This window comes from Leisingera methylohalidivorans DSM 14336 (genome assembly GCF_000511355.1).
Classification (GTDB): domain Bacteria; phylum Pseudomonadota; class Alphaproteobacteria; order Rhodobacterales; family Rhodobacteraceae; genus Leisingera; species Leisingera methylohalidivorans.
The window spans coordinates 90,300-108,010 of sequence record NC_023135.1 but is presented as its reverse complement, the minus strand read 5'-3'; the positions used below and the strand labels follow the sequence as shown (position 1 = coordinate 108,010).

21 protein-coding genes are annotated in these 17,711 nt (G+C 62.5%); 16 read left to right on the top strand and 5 right to left on the bottom strand.

What is annotated here, in order from left to right:
- Positions 1–57: 57 nt before the first annotated feature.
- Positions 58–402: an ArsR/SmtB family transcription factor gene (locus tag METH_RS00550; protein ID WP_024088446.1), complete on the top strand. Its 345-nt coding sequence runs from the start codon at positions 58–60 to the stop codon at positions 400–402.
- Here the strand turns inward: METH_RS00550 and METH_RS00545 are convergent.
- The 3 genes from METH_RS00545 to METH_RS00535 all read right to left on the bottom strand — a co-directional run bounded on the left by METH_RS00545 (position 399) and on the right by METH_RS00535 (position 2,699).
- The gene (locus tag METH_RS00545) at positions 399–809 is read right to left on the bottom strand and encodes a universal stress protein (protein WP_024088445.1); all 411 of its coding nucleotides are present in this window, start codon (positions 807–809) and stop codon (positions 399–401) included. The genes METH_RS00550 and METH_RS00545 overlap by 4 nt on opposite strands.
- Positions 810–927: 118 nt before the next feature.
- Complete coding sequence (locus METH_RS00540) at positions 928–1,824, bottom strand: DMT family transporter (protein WP_024088444.1); 897 nt, start codon at positions 1,822–1,824, stop codon at positions 928–930.
- Positions 1,821–2,699 carry a LysR family transcriptional regulator gene (locus tag METH_RS00535; protein ID WP_024088443.1) on the bottom strand — a complete coding sequence of 293 codons (879 nt, stop codon included), beginning with the start codon at positions 2,697–2,699 and terminating at the stop codon, positions 1,821–1,823. The genes METH_RS00540 and METH_RS00535 overlap by 4 nt, the downstream gene beginning before the upstream one ends.
- Positions 2,700–2,824: 125 nt before the next feature.
- Here METH_RS00535 and METH_RS00530 point away from each other — a divergent pair, with 125 nt between their 5' ends.
- Together METH_RS00530 and METH_RS00525 are read left to right on the top strand one after the other, a co-directional pair.
- Positions 2,825–3,406, top strand: a complete 582-nt coding sequence (locus METH_RS00530) for an FMN-dependent NADH-azoreductase (RefSeq protein WP_024088442.1) — start codon at positions 2,825–2,827, stop codon at positions 3,404–3,406.
- Between the two features lie 122 nt (positions 3,407–3,528).
- The gene (locus tag METH_RS00525) at positions 3,529–4,272 is read left to right on the top strand and encodes an aspartate/glutamate racemase family protein (RefSeq protein ID WP_024088441.1); all 744 of its coding nucleotides are present in this window, start codon (positions 3,529–3,531) and stop codon (positions 4,270–4,272) included.
- A gap of 32 nt (positions 4,273–4,304) precedes the next feature.
- Here the strand turns inward: METH_RS00525 and METH_RS00520 are convergent, their stop codons facing one another.
- Together METH_RS00520 and METH_RS00515 are read right to left on the bottom strand one after the other, a co-directional pair.
- Entirely contained in the window at positions 4,305–4,832 is a 528-nt protein-coding gene (locus METH_RS00520; RefSeq protein WP_024088440.1) for a prolyl-tRNA synthetase associated domain-containing protein, read from the bottom strand.
- A gap of 107 nt (positions 4,833–4,939) precedes the next feature.
- Positions 4,940–6,847, bottom strand: coding sequence for an elongation factor G (locus tag METH_RS00515; protein WP_024088439.1), 1,908 nt, complete (start codon positions 6,845–6,847; stop codon positions 4,940–4,942).
- Positions 6,848–7,260: 413 nt separating this feature from the next.
- On the opposite strand from METH_RS00515, the gene ffh reads away from it, so the two are divergent.
- The 13 genes from ffh to METH_RS00450 all read left to right on the top strand — a co-directional run bounded on the left by ffh (position 7,261) and on the right by METH_RS00450 (position 17,708).
- Positions 7,261–8,784: a signal recognition particle protein gene (gene ffh, locus METH_RS00510; protein WP_024088438.1), complete on the top strand. Its 1,524-nt coding sequence runs from the start codon at positions 7,261–7,263 to the stop codon at positions 8,782–8,784.
- A 3-nt stretch (positions 8,785–8,787) separates the two neighbouring features.
- Entirely contained in the window at positions 8,788–9,339 is a 552-nt protein-coding gene (locus METH_RS00505) for a GNAT family N-acetyltransferase (protein WP_024088437.1), read from the top strand.
- A gap of 146 nt (positions 9,340–9,485) precedes the next feature.
- The gene (locus METH_RS00500; protein WP_024088436.1) at positions 9,486–10,052 is read left to right on the top strand and encodes a GNAT family N-acetyltransferase; all 567 of its coding nucleotides are present in this window, start codon (positions 9,486–9,488) and stop codon (positions 10,050–10,052) included.
- A gap of 61 nt (positions 10,053–10,113) precedes the next feature.
- Positions 10,114–10,716, top strand: a complete 603-nt coding sequence (locus tag METH_RS00495; RefSeq protein WP_024088435.1) for a GNAT family N-acetyltransferase — start codon at positions 10,114–10,116, stop codon at positions 10,714–10,716.
- Positions 10,717–10,829: 113 nt separating this feature from the next.
- Positions 10,830–11,138 (top strand): chorismate mutase, encoded by a 309-nt coding sequence (locus METH_RS00490; protein ID WP_024088434.1) that lies wholly within the window; start codon positions 10,830–10,832, stop codon positions 11,136–11,138.
- Between the two features lie 60 nt (positions 11,139–11,198).
- Entirely contained in the window at positions 11,199–11,567 is a 369-nt protein-coding gene (gene rpsP / locus METH_RS00485) for a 30S ribosomal protein S16 (RefSeq protein ID WP_024088433.1), read from the top strand.
- A gap of 4 nt (positions 11,568–11,571) precedes the next feature.
- Positions 11,572–12,210, top strand: a complete 639-nt coding sequence (bluB, locus tag METH_RS00480; protein WP_024088432.1) for a 5,6-dimethylbenzimidazole synthase — start codon at positions 11,572–11,574, stop codon at positions 12,208–12,210.
- Between the two features lie 153 nt (positions 12,211–12,363).
- The gene (gene rimM / locus METH_RS00475; protein ID WP_024088430.1) at positions 12,364–12,867 is read left to right on the top strand and encodes a ribosome maturation factor RimM; all 504 of its coding nucleotides are present in this window, start codon (positions 12,364–12,366) and stop codon (positions 12,865–12,867) included.
- Positions 12,868–13,325: 458 nt separating this feature from the next.
- Positions 13,326–14,132, top strand: coding sequence for a tRNA (guanosine(37)-N1)-methyltransferase TrmD (trmD, locus tag METH_RS00470; RefSeq protein WP_024088429.1), 807 nt, complete (start codon positions 13,326–13,328; stop codon positions 14,130–14,132).
- Positions 14,133–14,251: 119 nt separating this feature from the next.
- Complete coding sequence (locus tag METH_RS00465; protein ID WP_024088428.1) at positions 14,252–14,587, top strand: YegP family protein; 336 nt, start codon at positions 14,252–14,254, stop codon at positions 14,585–14,587.
- Between the two features lie 355 nt (positions 14,588–14,942).
- Positions 14,943–15,317 carry a 50S ribosomal protein L19 gene (gene rplS, locus METH_RS00460; protein ID WP_024088427.1) on the top strand — a complete coding sequence of 125 codons (375 nt, stop codon included), beginning with the start codon at positions 14,943–14,945 and terminating at the stop codon, positions 15,315–15,317.
- Positions 15,318–15,328: 11 nt separating this feature from the next.
- Entirely contained in the window at positions 15,329–15,550 is a 222-nt protein-coding gene (gene rpmE / locus METH_RS00455) for a 50S ribosomal protein L31 (RefSeq protein ID WP_024088426.1), read from the top strand.
- Positions 15,551–15,662: 112 nt separating this feature from the next.
- A complete protein-coding gene (locus METH_RS00450) occupies positions 15,663–17,708 on the top strand; it encodes a DEAD/DEAH box helicase (RefSeq protein WP_024088425.1) in 2,046 nt (681 codons plus the stop codon).
- The last annotated feature ends 3 nt before the right edge of the window (positions 17,709–17,711 follow it).

Here is a 17,711-nt window from a genome sequence, read left to right as displayed (position 1 = left end):
CCATGACGGTTCAAGACAGATTGTCAAACCTGCGGGCGGTGGATAGGACTACCAGGCATGAGCGACCCCCTCGACACAGTCTTTGCGGCCTTGGCCGACCCGACTCGCCGGGCGATCCTCACCATGCTGTTGGAAGACGACATGGCGGTGACCGATGTAGCGGACCCATTCGAAATGTCGCTGGCGGCGATTTCCAAGCATTTGAGCATCCTGACCCGGGCAGGGTTGATCGCTCAGGAAAAACGCGGCCGGGTAAAGTGGTGCAAGCTGCAGCCCGACGCCATGCGCGCTGCCTCTGTCTGGATGCAGGGCTTTGGCCAGTTTGAACCGGTCAATCTGGATGCCTTTGAACGCTTCTTGGAGGCTGAGCACCTGGCAGGAGACGTGCAGGCGGACCCCTAGCGGACTACAAATACCGATGTTTCAGAATGCAGCACCAGATGGCTGGCGTGTGACGAAAACACATAGTCCAGGATTCCAGGCATATGGGTGCCCATCACAACCAGATCCACCTCCAGCTCCTTCGCAGTCCGGGACAGGATGGAATCGATCTCTGCGCCGACATCCACAGAATAGATCGGCAGCCCTTCAACCTTAGCACCGGTTTGCGCCGCCACCTTGCTTGCCAGGTCCGCCAGCTCATCACCGGACGACCCTACGGTATGCCCGCGTCTGACCTGCTGATCCGTCACATGGACCAGTGTCACGCGCGCACCATGATTCTTGGCGAAATCCGCAGCCACATCCAGAGCTTTCTTGACCGTTGGGGGCATGTGCAGGTCAACGGGCACCATGATATGCTTGAACATTGTTCCCTCCTCTTTCCGAAGTGTCCCTCAGGATCAGTATAGCGGAAAACAAGAGGGTTGCGTTGACCTGCCGCAAGGTGCGGGGAACCGCCGCCCGAGGGAGGCACGCCCTGTGTGCTCAGACGGGTACCCGGTCCCTCGCCCCTTCCAGCAGCATCGCCAATGCCACCACCGACATCACGACCCCAATCAGAACCATGCCCGGCGGCGCGCCGCGGCCCAGCGCGATCTCCCACAGGATCACCCAGCTCGGCGTCAAGTAGGTATAGGCCATAACCTTGGCTGAAGGCAGCCGCATAGCCGCATATTGCAAAAGCACAAAGGTCGCCGAACTGGCACAGACAGCCAGGTAAATCAGCCCGATCCAGACGATACCGGGCAACTGTGACCATTCGGTGGCCAGAATGTCCTGCCAGCCAAACACCGCCAGCAGCGCGCCGCCTGCCAGCAGCATCCCGAAGGTAAAGACCACTGCGGGCTCGCCCCGGTTCAGTTTGCGCACCATCGGCGTATAAATGGCATGCAGCACGCAGCCCCAGAAATAGATGATCTCCCCCTGGCCGACCTCAAACGCCGCCAAGGCGCCCAGATCGCCGCGTACGATCACCCATACTGCACCCGCCGCGCCAATCGCCAGTGCCATGGCCATCCAGCGGGTGGTGATCTGCCGCAGCAGCAGCCAGCCGAATGCCGCGCTCATCACCGGCACCAGGGTGAACACCGCCGCGGCGCTGACCGGCGCCGCCGTCTGCAGCCCATAGAACATCAGCACGAAGTATCCGCCGAACAGCCCGCCGAGCACCGCAAACCGCCAGGGCGCGCGGAAATGCGCCCGCTGCAGCCCGGTGGTTGCCATCGCCGCGATGCCAATCACCACCGCGGCAATACCAAAGCGCGCCGCATTCAAAGCCGCCGGCGCAATCTCGTTGGCCACCATCGCGCCCAGCGAGAAAGATCCCGCCACCAGTGCCGAAAACAACAGCATCGCCAGGTGCCCACGCAGTGCCTCGCTCACAGCTGCCAATCCTTCACCTGCTCTTTCAAGAATGCCAGGAACGCCTGCACCTTGGTAGTACGGTGCAGATCCACATGGGTCACCAGCCACAACGCGCCCTCCCAGTCCTTCTGGGGCGGCATCATCTCCACCAGATCCGGCTGCTGCCGCGCCTCCCACGCCGCCATGAAGCCGATCCCCGCACCGCTTTGCACCGCCGCCTTCAGGGTGAAGCCATCGGTACAGCGAAAGGCGATCGCTTCGGCCGGAGCATTTGCCCGCAGCCAGCGGGAGTACGGCGCCCGGCTGCCCTCATCGTCCTGGCCTACAAACCGGTGGTTGGGAATATCCTCCAGCCCCTGCAGCAGCCCGTATTTCTCTGCATAATTCTTGGCGGCATAAAGCCCGATCTGCTGCTTCATGAAAGGCTGCACCACATTGTCCGGCTGATCCGGCGCATTGCCCGCGCGAATCGCCACATGGGCTTCGCCGTATTCCAGCCGGAACAGCCGGTCGCCGGTCAGATAACGGATGATCAGCCCGGGATGCATGCCCTGGAACTCTTGCAACGCAGGAACCATCATCGGCGCGAACGACGCCAGCGAGGTCACCACCAGCTCGCCTGAAACGTCATCGCCCTGCCCCTTCAGCCGCCCCACCAGCTGGTTGAACTGATCGTCCGTGGCCTGCGCAACCCGCAGCAGGTCCTGCCCGGATTCCGTCGGCGTATAGCCGCGGGCATGGCGCTGGAACAGCTTCACCCCAAGCCGTGCCTCGATTGCGTCGATATGGCGGATCACCGTGGCATGGTGCACCCCCAGCACTTCGGCGGCACCGCTCACCGTGCCCATGCGGGCCACCTGATACGCGGTGCGGACCTCATCCCAATTGTCCATTGCAGCCTCCTTGCCAGCCGGAGCCACTATGCGCACAGATGCACACCCCATGTGACTAAAGCAGCGTTGCGTTCGAATTTGCAATACCCCAAATACCTGACAGCAACAAGCAAAGGAACACGAAAATGACCCGCACTGTCCTCCATATCGACTCCTCCGCCCGCACCGAGGGTTCCGTGACCCGCGATCTTTCGGCGCAGATCGTCAGCCGCCTTGGCGCCGGACAGGTGATCCGCCGCGACTTAGCCACTCCGCTGCCGCTGCTGGACAGCGCGTGGATTGGCGCCAACTTCACCCCTGCGGACCAGCGCAGCGACACGCAGAAGCAGCTGCTTTCCCTCTCCGACTCGCTGGTGGAGGAACTGAAACAGGCCGACACCATCGTGATTGGCTCACCGGTCTACAACTTCTCGGTGCCCTCCACGCTGAAGGCCTGGATCGACCTGGTGGCCCGCGTCGGCATGACGTTCCAGTACCATGAAACGGGCCCGGTCGGCCTTCTGGAAGGCAAACGCGCCATCATCGTCATGGCGTCGGGCGGCACACAGGCCGGCTCCGACATCGACTTTGCCACCACCTACCTGCGCCACATGCTGGGCTTCATCGGCATCACCGATGTTGAGGTCGTCGCCGCCGACGCCATGTCCGTCGACGCAGACGGCGCCTTGGCCAAGGCGAAAACCCAGATCGAAGCCCTGGCCGCCTGATCCCCGGCGTCCCGGCGACGCCGCCAGCCCTCCTCCGGAGAGCTGGCGGCGTTTTTGCGTTTGGCAGGCCCCCGCCACCGTGCCAGTCTGCCCGCATCGGCATTTCACGGGCGGGTTATTTGATGAAGAAGATCGGCATTCTCGGCGGCGTCGGCTGGGCCGCCACCCTCGACTACTACCGCGCCATCTGCGAGGGCGCCGGGCGGTTCTTTGCAGACCGTGGCGGCGCCTCCCCCCTGCCGGTGCCGCCGATCACCATCGAATCCGTGGTGCAGGCCCAAACCAGATCCCTACACGGCCGCCTTGGCGATGAAGCCAGCTGGGCCGCCTTCGACGCAATCTTCCGCGAGGCGATGCTGACCCTGGAACGTGCAGGCTGCGATTTTGCACTGATCGCCTCCAACACCCCGCACGCCCGGTTGCATGCGATCCGCGACGGGGTGATGATGCCGATCCTCAGCATCTTCGATGCCACCGCCAAGGCTGCAGCGGAGACCGGCGCCAATCGGGCGTTGGTGCTGGGCACTGCCGTCACCATGCAAGCCCGCAACTACGCCAATGTTCTTACCGAATATAAGATGAAAGCCAACGATCAGCTACCGGACGCCGAAATCGCCGAAATGCAGGCGATGATCGACGAGGATTTTCACGGCGGCGCCTCTGCCGCCGCTCAGGGGCGGCTTCTGCGCTTCTGCCGCAAACATGCCCGGCCCGGCAGCGTCATCCTGCTGGCTTGCACCGAACTGCCGCTCGCCTTTCCTGATCACCTCGATGATGTGAACTTCAAGGCCGGTGGCTTTCATTTTGTGAACCCGTCCGCTGCCCATGTGGCGGCAGCGCTGGACCTGGCGCTGGAAGACGAGTAAGCTGGATAGCTCGGCCGTCATTCAATTCCTGCTTAGATCCAGCTGACCTCGCAGCCGGTCTTTTCGAAGAAGGCCATCAGATCAGTCCGCGTCATCGCCACCGTGCGGTCATTGACCAGCGGATGCATAAAGATCACATCCGCCTCCTGTGCCCGCGCGTCCATATAAAAGGTGACGCCCTTTTCCGTTCCTGTGATCATCGCCAGCGGACTGACCGCGCCGGGACGGATACCGAGGTTCTCCAGCAGCCGGTCCGCCGAGCCGAACGACAGGTTGCCGGCCCCCAGCTCCGCCCCCAGCGCCTTGAGGTCGACCTCCCGGTCCTGCTGCAGGGTCACCAGATAGTTGCGCTTCTTCTTATCGCGCAGATACAGGTTCTTGAGCCGCAGCGCGTTTTCGCCCGGCACCACGAACTGGTCTTCGATCGCCTTGGCATCCTCCACCGTGCGGAGCGGCACATGCGTGTGCAGCCGATAGGCGATCCCCCAACCGTCCAGCTGCTTCAGCAGCGCATCCGAGGAGACAGGCAGGCTGTCTTGATAGGCCGATGATGCATCCATGATCTTACTCCGCAAGCCGTTTCGGGTTGCAGCGCAGATCACGCAAAATGAATGCGGGACGCAAGAGGTGTTCCGCCCTCTGCGCCCCGTTTTACGCCAATTCGCCTCTACGCCTCGGCGAAATCCGCGCGCCGGGCCTCTTCATAGTGGTCGAAATCAGTGCTGAACCAGCCAGTACCGCGGGTGGCGCTGGCCAAAGTGTTGCACAGGTCATCCTGCGCCGACATCGGCAGTAGTGTTTCAAACACATCCCAGCCAGCGACACCGTCCTCGGCCTCAAACCCAAGGATCTGCCCTTTCATACCGCTCACCACCGGCACCAGTCCGCCAGTAAACACCGAAGGCACATGAATATGCACCCGCATGATCGGTTGAAGCAGCACCGCGCCAGCTTCGGATAGCGCTTCCCTGACCGCATTCTTTCCCGCAGTCCGGAACGCAAAATCAGAGCTGTCGACCGAGTGATGCTTACCATCCTTCAGCGTCACGCAGATATCCACCACAGGATGCCCGTTCAGCCCCTGCGCCAGCGCCTCGCGCGCGCCGGCCTCGACCGAGGGGATATAGTTCTTGGGCACCGCGCCGCCTTTCACGGTTTCCTCGAACACGAAACCGCTGCCCCGCGGCAGGGGCTTCACCTCGATCACCACATCTGCAAACTGGCCGGCGCCGCCGGACTGCTTGCGGTGGCGGTACTGCACCTGCACGGGCTTCCTGATTGTCTCGCGCAATGCCGGCGGTACCACGCCTTCCTCCACCTCAACGCCGAATTCGTCTTTCAGGGCCTGCTTGACGCGCCGCATGTGCAGCGGGCCTTGCAGGTTCAGCAGCACTTGGCCGCTGGCCTCATCCTGCCCCACCCCCAGCGCCGGATCGATCTCCGCCAGCCGCTCCAGCGCGCCCGACAGCCGGGCATCGTCGCGCTCGTTTACCGGGGTAATCACCCGCCGAAAGGTCGATGGCCGCGGCTGCGCCCAGTCCGGCAGCGGCGCTGCGCCGTCGCGCGCATAAGCAAATCCCATATTCAGGTGGTCCGACTTGACCGCTTGTCCCATATCCCCCGGTGTCAGGCTGGCGTTTGCTGTGGATCCAACGCCGGTCAGCGAGCCAAGCGCTGCTCCGCCAACCGAAGCGCCATTGCCGACACTGCCGTCCAACGCCCGCACCATCACCGTCTTGCCCAGATGCTTGACCAGATCGGCCATGCAACCGACAGCGACGACTTTGGCGTCCTTAGACAGCCGCTCCAATGCAGCCCCCACATCCGGCGCCTCGTGCCGCAGCGACTTCATCAGCCGCATGACACCGTTCTTGTGCACGGCAGAACCCATCAGCGCCGGGATCAGGTCGTTGTGCTGCAACACCTTGGTGGCCACCTCGTAGGCCTCATCCGCCATCACCTTCTGATCCTCGATCAGCTCCTCCAGCAGGGTGTCGTCGAAATCCGCCAGCGCCTCCAACAGTTCGGTGCGGGCTTCCTGCTCGCGGGCATACATCGCCACCGGCAGCTCAATCAGTGCCGAGGGCTCGCCTTCGCGGTATTGCCAGGCGCGTTCCGAGATCAGATCCACAGCACCCACAACCTGGCCGTCCTCGCGGATCGGCACCTGCCGCAGAATGATATTGTGGCTGCAATAGGCCTGAAGCGCAGCGACGATTTCCGCAACCCGGTCTGCCGCCTGATCCATGCGGTTGACAAAAATAAAGGCGGGGATCCCCGCCTCCTCCAGCTTGCGCAGATACGGCGCGCTTAACACCGCAGCTCCGGCATCTGCCGGCACGCAAAGGACGGCAGCGTCACTGGCCGCCAATGCCGGACCTGCCTGAGCCAGGTTGTCGGCCCCGCCCGCGATGTCGATTGCGGCCCAGTCCTCCCCCATGAATGAAAAAGGCTGCAAAGCGGCGACGCCTGCAACCTCCTGCCGTTTACCCTCGGCACTGTCCAGATTGGCCAGCGCCGTTGCCAGCGTTGATTTGCCGGACTGCGACGGTCCCAGAATAGTGAAAACGCGCATGTTATCTGATCCTCCCTTGGCTGATGCGGCTGCCCGCCCGGAACCGCAGACGCCAAGCGGCGCGCGGAATGCCTGTACTGAAGATCTGCCTCGATGCTCTGTCGGTTGGCCCAGCCGGTTAGTTGACGGCGAGGGACCAGCTGTCAGATGTTGACCAACACGGCCCCCGCATGTCAAGCCGCACGTAGGTGCCCGCTGCCGCCCCGGCGAACCCGCGCCGCGGTTGACACCGGCGGCCAAACGGCGTAACGCCTGCCCAATATCCGGAAGCGAGTGAGTCTTCCGGTCCCTGCCCGTGCCAGGGATCGCCCCCCACCAGCGTGTTACGCCCGTGGGGGCATTTGCGCATGGATCGCTTGTCCCCTACATACGGGGGCGCCACAACTTGAAACCGGCATCAGGAGGCCGCAGGCATGTTTGAAAATCTATCCGAACGCCTTGCCGGCGTTTTTGACCGGCTGACCAAACAGGGCGCCCTCAACGAGGAGGACGTGAAATCCGCCCTTCGTGAAGTGCGCGTGGCGCTGCTCGAAGCCGACGTCTCACTGCCGGTTGCCCGCGACTTCGTCAAGAAGGTGCAGGAGCAGGCCACTGGTCAGGCGGTCACCAAGTCGGTGACCCCGGGTCAGCAGGTGGTGAAGATCGTGCATGACGCATTGGTCGACGTGCTGCGCGGCGAGGAAGACCCCGGCAAGCTGAAGGTCGACAACCCGCCCGCCCCGGTGCTGATGGTCGGCCTGCAGGGCTCGGGCAAGACCACCACCACCGGCAAACTGGCAAAACGGCTGAAGGAGAAAGAGGGCAAGCGCGTCCTGATGGCCTCGCTTGACGTCTACCGCCCGGCAGCGATGGAGCAGCTGGCGGTGCTGGGCGCCCAGATCGGCGTCGACACGCTGCCGATCGTGCCCGGCCAGAAACCCGTCGACATCGCCAAACGTGCCAAGCAGCAGGCAGCCCTTGGCGGCTATGACGTCTACATGCTGGATACCGCGGGCCGCCTGCACATCGACGAGACCCTGATGCAGGAGGTCGAGGACGTCCGCAACGCGGTCTCGCCGCGTGAGACGCTTCTGGTGGTCGATGGCCTCACCGGCCAGGTCGCGGTGGAAGTCGCGGAGGAGTTCGACGCCAAGATCGGCATCTCCGGCGTGGTCCTCACCCGGATGGACGGAGACGGCCGCGGTGGTGCGGCGCTGTCAATGCGCGCCGTCACCGGGAAGCCGATCCGCTTTGTCGGTCTCGGCGAGAAGATGGACGCGCTGGAAACCTTCGAGGCCGACCGGATCGCCGGCCGCATCCTCGGCATGGGCGACATCGTGGCGCTGGTCGAAAAGGCACAGGAAACCATCGAGGCCGAACAGGCCGAGCGCATGATGAAGCGCATGATGAAGGGTCAGTTCAACATGAACGACCTGAAGATGCAGCTTGAACAGATGCTTCAGATGGGCGGCATGGAGGGCATGATGCAGATGATGCCCGGGATGGGCAAAATGGCCAAGCAGGTGCAGGACGCCGGCATGGACGATAAGGTGCTTAAGCGCCAGATCGCCATGATACAGTCGATGACCAAGAAGGAGCGCGCCAATCCCGCCCTGCTGCAGGCCTCCCGCAAGAAACGGATCGCGGCCGGCTCGGGCATGGAGGTTTCCGACCTCAACAAACTTCTGAAAATGCACCGGCAGATGGCCGATGTGATGAAGAAGATGGGCAAGATGGGCAAAGGCAAGATGCTGAAGCAGGCCATGAAGGGCATGTTCGGCAAGGGCGGCGGTATGCCCGGCATGGACGGCATGGATCCCAGCCAGATGGATCCGAAGGCACTGGAAGCCGCGGCCAAGGCAATGGGCGGCGGCAAGGGCCTCCCCGGCGGCCTCCCCGGTCTCGGTGGCGGCATGGGCTTGCCAGCGGGCCTCAGCGGTTTCGGCAAGAAAAAGTAAACCATGCAGTTCCCTTCCATACCTCAGCTTGAAACCGAACGCCTGGTCCTGCGCGGACCGGAGGCGGCGGATTTCGGGCCAATGGCAGCGTTCTTCGCAGATGAAGCACGTTGCTGGGGGTTTGGCGGACCGCTGGACCGAAACGAAGCCTGGCGCTGGTTCACCATGTCGGTGGGACACTGGGCAATGCGTGGTTTCGGCTTCTGGACCATCACCTGCAAGGTCACGGCCGAAACGCTTGGCATCACAGGTATCTGGCAGCCCGAAGGCTGGCCGGAACCGGAACTGGGATGGGTCGCCTTCCCGGCAGGCGAAGGCCGCGGTGTCATGGCTGAGGCGGCGATGGCGGCCCGCACCCATGCTTATGAGATTATGGGCCTGCCCGCATTGTGCTCCAACATCTTCCCGGGCAACACCCGCTCGGTAGCTCTGGCCGAACGGCTGGGCGCGGTATTCGAAGCGGAATTCGAAAACCCCAAACACGGGCGTGAGCTGGTCTACCGCCACCCCGCTCCTGCCGCGCCCTGCGACGGCGGGATGGAGGCCTACGCATGAGCTTCCGTCAAATCTGCGCAAACCCCGCCCGCCCGGCACTGGCAGCGGCTTGTTTAACCGAATATTACGCAGTCTCCCCGATACTTCTTCACCGGATGGGTGAAATTCATGCCGGACGGTCCGCCGCCCGGGAAAAGGGGCATAAAATGACTGACGTTCGAAAGCCGTTTCCGCGGCTTGTTTCAAAACGGCTGATGCTGATTTCTCCGGCGGACCCGGAGTTTGACGCCAATGCGGCTTTCCTGACCCCGGACGCACCGCGCTTTATCGACGCGGCGGAAGACCCCGACTCGCTGTGGTGGTCGATTGCAACCATCATCGGTCACTGGCACCTGCACGGCTACGGTCTGTTTGCTGTGGTCGAGCGCAGCAGCGGCTTGACTGTCGGCCTTGTAGGCCCCTGGTTCCCCAAGGGCTGGCCGGAACCGGAATTGTCCTGGCACCTGATGGAGCCGGGACAGGGCAAAGGCTATGCCAGCGAATCCGCGCAATGCGTGCTCGATTGGCTGTTTGCCGAGGCTGGCTGGGACAGCATCGTCTCCTACGTGCCCGAGGAAAACGAAGCTTCTATCGCGCTGGCCCAACGCGTTGGCGCCCGGCCGGAAAAACCGGTCTCTTTCCGTCTGCAGCCCGCACCCAATATCCGCGCCTGGCGCCACATCCCGCCGGCCCGCGTGTCCGGCCCGCAAGCCGCACGGGGCATGCTTCACTGATGCGTCTTAACGGGGTCATATCCTGGCTTGGCCGCGCCCTTCCGATGGAAGGAGCGCGCTGATGCCGTTTGACATCCCGGTGATAGAAACCCGCCGCCTGGTGCTGCGCGGCCCCGAAGCGCAGGACTATCCTGATTTCAAAGCCACCTTCAGCTCCTACCGCTCGCGCTTTATGGGCGGGCCGCTGAACACCTATGAGGCCTGGATGCTCTACGCCGCCGAGATCGGCCACTGGCAGGTCCGCGGCTTTGGCATGTGGATGATCCACAACAAATCCACGGACGAGACCTATGGAATGGCCGGCGGCTGGCAGCCCGCGGGCTGGCCCGAACGCGAGATTGCATGGATCATCTGGCCCGGTGCCGCCGGCAAGGGCTATGCGCTGGAGGCTGCACAGGCCGCACGCCGGCATTTTTATTCAAATCTGGGCTGGGAGACCGCGGTCAGCTATATCGACCCCAAGAATCTCGACTCGATCCGGCTGGCAGAACGGCTCGGCGCCACCAAGGACCATGAGGCTGCCACTATCGACGGCAATGATGCAGTTTTCCGCCATCCCGGCCCGGACACTCTGAAGGACAGCCAGATTGCGCACGGCATCGAAATGGAAATCGGCCACTACGCCGACCCGCTGTTCAAGCCGGAGGGCTGGGCCCTTGACTGAACTGCGTCTGGAAACATTGTTGCTGCGCTGCGGCGGTGCAAAGGGTGTGTATAGGGAATGCTCGCCCGCTGCGACCTTGGAACGCTCCAGCCTGCTGCACTGCGGAGAACCTGATGACAACTGATACCCAAGATCCCGCCGCCCGTGCAGCACAGCTGCTGAAGGGCCACCGTGAAAGCATCGACCGCTTGGATGCGATCCTCGTTTATACCTTGGGCGAGCGGTTCAAGCACACCCAGGCAGTGGGGCGGCTCAAGGCTGAACACGACCTTCCCCCGTCCGATCCGACCCGCGAAGCGGCGCAGATCGCACGGCTTGAAGACCTGGCGGAGCAGGCCGATCTGGACCCTGAGTTCGCCAAGGCATTTTTGAACTTCATCATCGGTGAAGTCATTCGCCACCACAAGAAACACCAAGAATAACAATTACAACAGGAACAACCGGGGCATACCCCGGACAACGCCATCAAAGGAGATGTACCCATGGCAATGAAAATCCGTTTGGCCCGCGGCGGCTCTAAAAAGCGTCCCTTCTATCGCATCGTGGCGGCTGACAGCCGCATGCCGCGCGACGGCCGCTTCATCGAGAAGCTGGGCACCTACAACCCGCTGCTGCCGAAAGACAGCGAAGAGCGCGTGAAAATGGACATGGAACGCGTGCAGCACTGGCTGGACCAAGGCGCACAGCCGACCGACCGTATCGCCCGCATGCTGGAAGCCGCAGGCGTGCGCGCCAAGACCGAGCGCAGCAACCCCAAGAAGGGCGCCCCGGGCAAAAAAGCCCAGGAGCGCGCAGAAGAGAAAGCTGCCAAGGCTGCTGAAGCCTCCGAAGCAGCTGCAGACGCGGAATAATTCCGTGGAGCTGCGGGGCGCTTTTCCCGAAGAGTTCCGCAGCCAGCTTGATCTGCTGATGCGGCTCCGGCGCGACGTGCGCCGGTTCCGCAGCGTTCCGGTGGAGGAGGCAGTGCTGATGCGCTGCCTCTCTGCCATTCCGCTGGCCCCCTCGGTGGGGCTCAGCGAACCCTGGCGCATCTTGCGAGTGGACAGCGACACTGCCCGCGCCGCTGCGCTGAAGAATTTCGAAAAGGCCAATACCGAAGCACTAAAAGGCTACTCCGGGGATCGCGCGAGCAAGTACGCGCAGCTGAAGCTCTCTGGCATGCGCGACGCACCGGTGCAGCTGGCGATCTACTGTGACGATGAAACGGCCCAAGGCCACGGGCTGGGCGCCGTCACGATGCCGGAGATGCGGCGTTATTCGGTGGTCACCGCCGTCACCCTTTTCTGGCTCGCCCTACGCGCCGAAGGCTTGGGGCTGGGCTGGGTTTCGGTGCTCGATCCCGAACAGCTGAACCGCGATCTGGCAGCGCCTGCAGGCTGGCAGCTGATCGGCTATTTCTGCATCGGCTATCCTGAACGCCAGTCAGACACGCCAGAACTGCAGGAGGCCGGCTGGGAAAGCCGCATGGCAGACCTGCCGCTGCAAACCCGCTGAGCCCCGGGATGGGACGGTTGATCCGGCTTGTGTTTTTTGTTGCAGTAGCCTTTACCGCTGGCATCTTTTTTGAACGCAACCACCAAAGCGAACTCTGCGAACAATCTGGCGGCCAGTGGCTGCGCGCAGGGTTCTGTGCAAAGGAATGACACCATGAGCGACCTGATCTGCGTAGGAGCAGTGGCCGGCGCCTTCGGCGTGCGCGGCGAGGTGCGGCTCAAGAGTTTTTGCGCCATCCCCGCGGAAATCGTCGACTATTCGCCGCTTACCAACGAGGACGGCAGCCAGAGCTATACGCTGACCCTGACCCGTCCGGTCAAGAATGGCTTTGCTGCCCTTCTGAGCGGAATTGAAACCAAGGAAGAGGCGGACGCCGCCCAAGGCCTGCGCTTGTTCGCCCGCCGTGACCAGCTGCCCAGTCTGCCGGATGACGAATATTATCATGCCGACCTGATGGGACTGGAGGTCTATGACACCGGCGGCACCCTGCTTGGCACGGTGAAATCAGTGCAGAACCATGGTGCGGCGGACTTACTGGAGATTCATGGTCCGGGGCTGAAGTCCGCGGTACTTCTGCCTTTTACCCTGGCCGCGGTGCCGACAGTAGATCTTGAAAAAGGCCGCATCGTTGCCGATCCGCCGGACGGGGTGTTCTGACTTTGAATCTGAACGGGAAAACGGCGTTCCCAGCCAGAACGGCTGCACCTGCTTCTCTACGCTGGATCGCACAAAACCAGGACTACATAGGTCCAGAGCTTTCTGAGCGGCAAGCACGGCAAACCGCTAACATGTCAGTACGGTCCCGCTTTAAGCTGCGGCAGCCCGCAGGCTAGCCGCGGTTTCGGTGCTGCTGCCGCATATTGAGCTGCCCACTGCAACGATTAAGGCTTTCATGGCAGCGGCTCCCGTCAATACTCGTCCCCGCCCGAAGTTCTTGATGAGACGCACGCACTCAACCCGCTCAGGGCGGTCGTACCACCAGATCCACCAAGAAAAGCAGTCCAATTTGCGGGACTCTTGCCGCGCAAAGAGATAAACAGGGTGGCTATCCCTTTGTATCTGATGCTAGCCCTCGTATAGGTCAGCATAGCCCTCCATCTTCCGCCCGAGAAAACATGACCGACATCCCCTCCCGCTCCCACGGCCGCAAGGCCATCCGCCCCACTCTGAAACCGCGCGAGCTGATGACGCCGACACCGGACCTGGCTGGCGTGTGGAAAGCCAAGATTATCACCCTGTTCCCCTCCGCCTTTCCCGGCGTTCTGGGCGAAAGCCTGACCGGCAAGGCGCTGCAGGAGGGGCTGTGGCAGCTGGAAACAACAGACTTGCGGGAATTCGGCGTGGGCAAGCACCGCAACGTCGATGACACTCCGGCAGGCGGCGGCGCCGGCATGGTGCTGCGTGCCGATGTGCTTGGCGCGGCGATTGAACACACGATGGCAGACACCCGCGGCAACTGGCCTTTGGTCTACCTGTCTCCGCGCGGGCGCCGGATGGACCAGCAGATGATGCATAACTTTGCACAATGCGATGGCATAACCCTGTTGTGCGGCAGGTTCGAAGGCGTCGATGAACGAGTGCTGGAGCATTACGGCATCCAGGAAGTCTCCTTGGGCGATTTCGTGATGACAGGCGGCGAGCTGGCCGCGCAGGCACTGATCGATGCCACCGTCCGGCTCATTCCAGGGGTGCTTGGCAACCAAGCTTCGACCGAGGAAGAAAGCTTCGCCTCCGGTTTGCTGGAGCATCCGCAATATACCCGCCCTGCCGAGTGGAACGGCCGCGCAATCCCGGACGTGCTGATGTCAGGCCACCACGGTAAGATTGCGGAATGGAGACACAGGATGAGCGAAGACAACACCAAGGCCCGCCGTCCTGACCTGTGGGAAGCTCACAGCCGGAAGAAAGGAAGCAAGCGCTGATTGTCTGTTTGCCCCCCTCTTCAGGGCTAGCAGCAGCGCAAGTTGCCTCCAAACATTGCCGGATGACCCGAGCCATGCTTTAGTCGCCTCATATTCATCAGAAATTAGGAGTGAGCAGGGTGGCTGGAAAATTCGAACTTTATACCGATAATGCAGGCGAATTCCGCTTCCGTCTGAAAGCAGGCAACGGCGAGAATATTCTGGCCAGCGAAGGCTACAAGCAGAAAGCCAGTGCCAAAAACGGCATCGAATCGGTTAAAAAGAACGCTGGAGAGGATACGCGCTATGAGCGCAAAGAAACTGCCGCCGGCAAGCATATGTTCAACCTGAAAGCCACCAATGGCCAGGTGATTGGCACCTCTCAGAGCTACGCCAGCGCATCGGGCCGCGATAATGGCATTGAAGCGGTGAAGAAAAACGCGCCAACAGCTGTGGTCGAAGACCAGACTGGATGAGAACCTGAAAGCTGGAAAAGGCCGGGACTGGACCCAAAATCCTTATAGACAGGAATCTGCAAGGGTTTTCAGAAAACTCTTGCGGACCGCTTAGCTGGGCACTTGTTTTACTGGGCTTGCGGACGTATACAGCGTCGGTCTGGATTCGCAATCGCGGCTCCGGACCTCTGGCTGTTGGATCGCTCACCTGAACTCCTTCTTCGGTTTTCGCCCGGGATCTGCCCGCCAGAAGTAAGAAACAGACTGCGTGATCTCTGGCGGGCTGCTTGTGGCGGGACCCGGTGAAGACCAAGAGCTCTCATGACGGCACAAACCTCTGCGGAAAGAACCGCAGGCCAATTTTAGGAGAGTTGCGATGAACTTGATCGCACAGCTGGAGGCGGAACAGATCGCCGCCCTGGGGAAAGATATCCCTGATTTCAAAGCCGGCGACACCATCCGTGTCGGCTTCAAGGTGACCGAAGGCTCGCGTTCGCGCGTGCAGATGTACGAAGGTGTTTGCATCAGCCGGAAAAACGGTTCGGGCATTGCCGGTTCGTTCACCGTCCGCAAAATTTCGTTCGGCGAAGGCGTGGAGCGTGTGTTCCCGCTGTATTCGACCAACATCGACAGCATCACCGTTGTGCGCCGCGGCCGCGTGCGCCGTGCCAAGCTGTACTACCTGCGCGCCCGCCGCGGCAAGTCGGCCCGTATCGCAGAAGATGCACACTACAAGCCCAAGAAAGCCTGAGGAGCGGTATCATGAAAAAAGACACTCATCCCGAATACCACTTCATCGACGTCAAAATGACCGACGGCACCATCCTCAAGATGCGCTCCACCTGGGGCAGCGAAGGGGATCAGCTGGCGCTGGACATCGACCCGACGGTGCACCCGGCCTGGACCGGCGGCACCTCGCGTCTGATGGATGCAGGCGGCCGTGTTTCGAAGTTCAAGAAGAAATACGAAGGCCTGGGCTTCTAAGCCGTCTGCCGTATTTTTCCAAACTCCCGAAGGCTGCCCCGGACGGGCAGCCTTCTTTTTTTTCTCCTGACGCTGAGGCCGGATGTGCCTCGCGGGAAAGACAGCCCCCCTCGTGAAACAAGCCCTGGCCAACGCACTGCAAGAGCGCGGATATGAAACCCTGACCCAAGTGCAGGAGGCTGTGACCCAGCCGGAGCTTGAAGAGCGCGACCTGCTGGTTTCGGCCCAGACCGGATCAGGCAAGACAGTCGGCTTCGGACTTGCGCTTGCGCCAACCCTGCTGGGTGAGGCCGAGGCGTTTGACGAGGCCGCCGCTCCGTTGGCACTGGTGATCGCACCAACCCGCGAGCTGGCACTGCAGGTGAAGCACGAGCTGAGCTGGCTTTACCGTGGCGCTGGTGCGGTGATTGCATCCTGCGTGGGCGGCATGGACATGCGGGACGAACGCCGCACACTGGCCCGCGGCGCGCATATCGTGGCCGCGACACCGGGGCGGCTGCGCGACCACATCATGCGCGGCTCCATCGACCTCAGCAACCTGCGCGCGGTGGTGCTGGACGAGGCCGACGAGATGCTCGACCTGGGCTTCCGCGAGGATCTTGAATTCATCCTGGGCGAAGCGCCCGAAGACCGCCGGACACTGCTGTTCTCGGCCACTGTTCCAGCAGGCATTGCCAGCCTCGCCGAAACCTTCCAGCGCGATGCGATGCGGATCAAAACCGCAGGCGAAACCAAACAGCACAGCGATATCGAATACCGGCTGATGAGCGTGGCGCAACAGGATGCGGAAAACGCCATCATCAACGTGCTGCGCTACTACGAGGCCCCCAGCTCCATCGTCTTTGCCAATACCCGTGCAGCAGTGAACCGGCTGGCGGCACGGCTGACCAACCGCGGCCTGCCGGTGGTGACACTGTCGGGCGAACTCTCCCAAGCTGAACGCAGTCAAGCGCTGCAGGCGATGCGCGACGGGCGGGCCCGGGTCTGTGTGGCCACCGATGTTGCTGCCCGCGGCATCGACCTGCCGGGGTTGGAGCTGGTGGTTCACGCCGAGCTGCCTTCGAACCACGAAACCCTTCTGCACCGGTCCGGCCGGACAGGGCGCGCGGGCCGCAAAGGCGTCAGCGCACTGATCGCGCCGCCCAAGGCCCGCAGCAAAGCGCTGCGGTTGCTGAAATGGGCCAAGCTGACGGCAGAGCATTGCGAGGCGCCCTCGGCTGATGACATCCTGGCACGGGATGAGGAGCGGATGCTGGCGGATCCCGTCTGGCAGGAAGCGGTTTCGGAGCAAGAGCAGGCAGGAGTTCAAACTCTGCTGGAGCATTTCTCCGCCGAACAGATTGCCGCCACCTACCTGCGCCTGTTCCGAAGCCGCCATTCGGCACCGGAAGACCTGCGCCCGGCCGGTGCGGAGGAACCACGCAAAGAACGTAAGGAGCGCAAGCCTTTCGGGCCGTCGGTGTGGTTCTCGCTTTCGGGCGGGCGGGCAGCCGGTGCGGACCCGCGCAAGGTGCTGCCGATGCTCTGCAAGGCCGGTAACATCGACCGCGATTCCATCGGTGCGATCCGGGTGCAGGACAATGAGACCTTTGCCGAAATCAGCAAGGCCGCGATTGACGGTTTTCTGAAAGCACTGGACGGCAAGGCGGAACTGGAGCCGGGCGCCGTGTTGACCCAGCTTTCCGAGGCTCCCGATCTGGGCCCGGCCCCGCGCCGCGGCCCCGGCGGACCGAAGGGCGGCTTCAAAGGTGACCGGGACCCCAAGCCGCACCGTGGTAAACCGGATAGTCCGAAACCATATCGCGGCAAAACCGAAGACAGCCGCCCGCCGCGCAAGGACTGGCAGGAAAAGCGCTCTGCTGACAAGGCGCCTTTCGAACGCGAGCCGCGCCGCAGCCGCGCGCCGGAAAGCAGCCCCAAGCCTGAGCCGGCTGTTGTAGCCAAGCCGCGCGGCGCATCCGATCCTTCCAAGCGGATGACCAAGCCCGGCGCGCCTGCAGCAAAACCTTACCACACCAAAGGCCCCAAACCGCCGGCCGGCAAACCAAACAGCAAGAAAAACAAGGCGCGTGCCGCCGATGCCAAGCCGGGCAAACTTCGCAAAGGTGGAGATGCCCGCCCGAACCGCAAGCCGGCGGGACCCTCAAAACACAGGTGACAC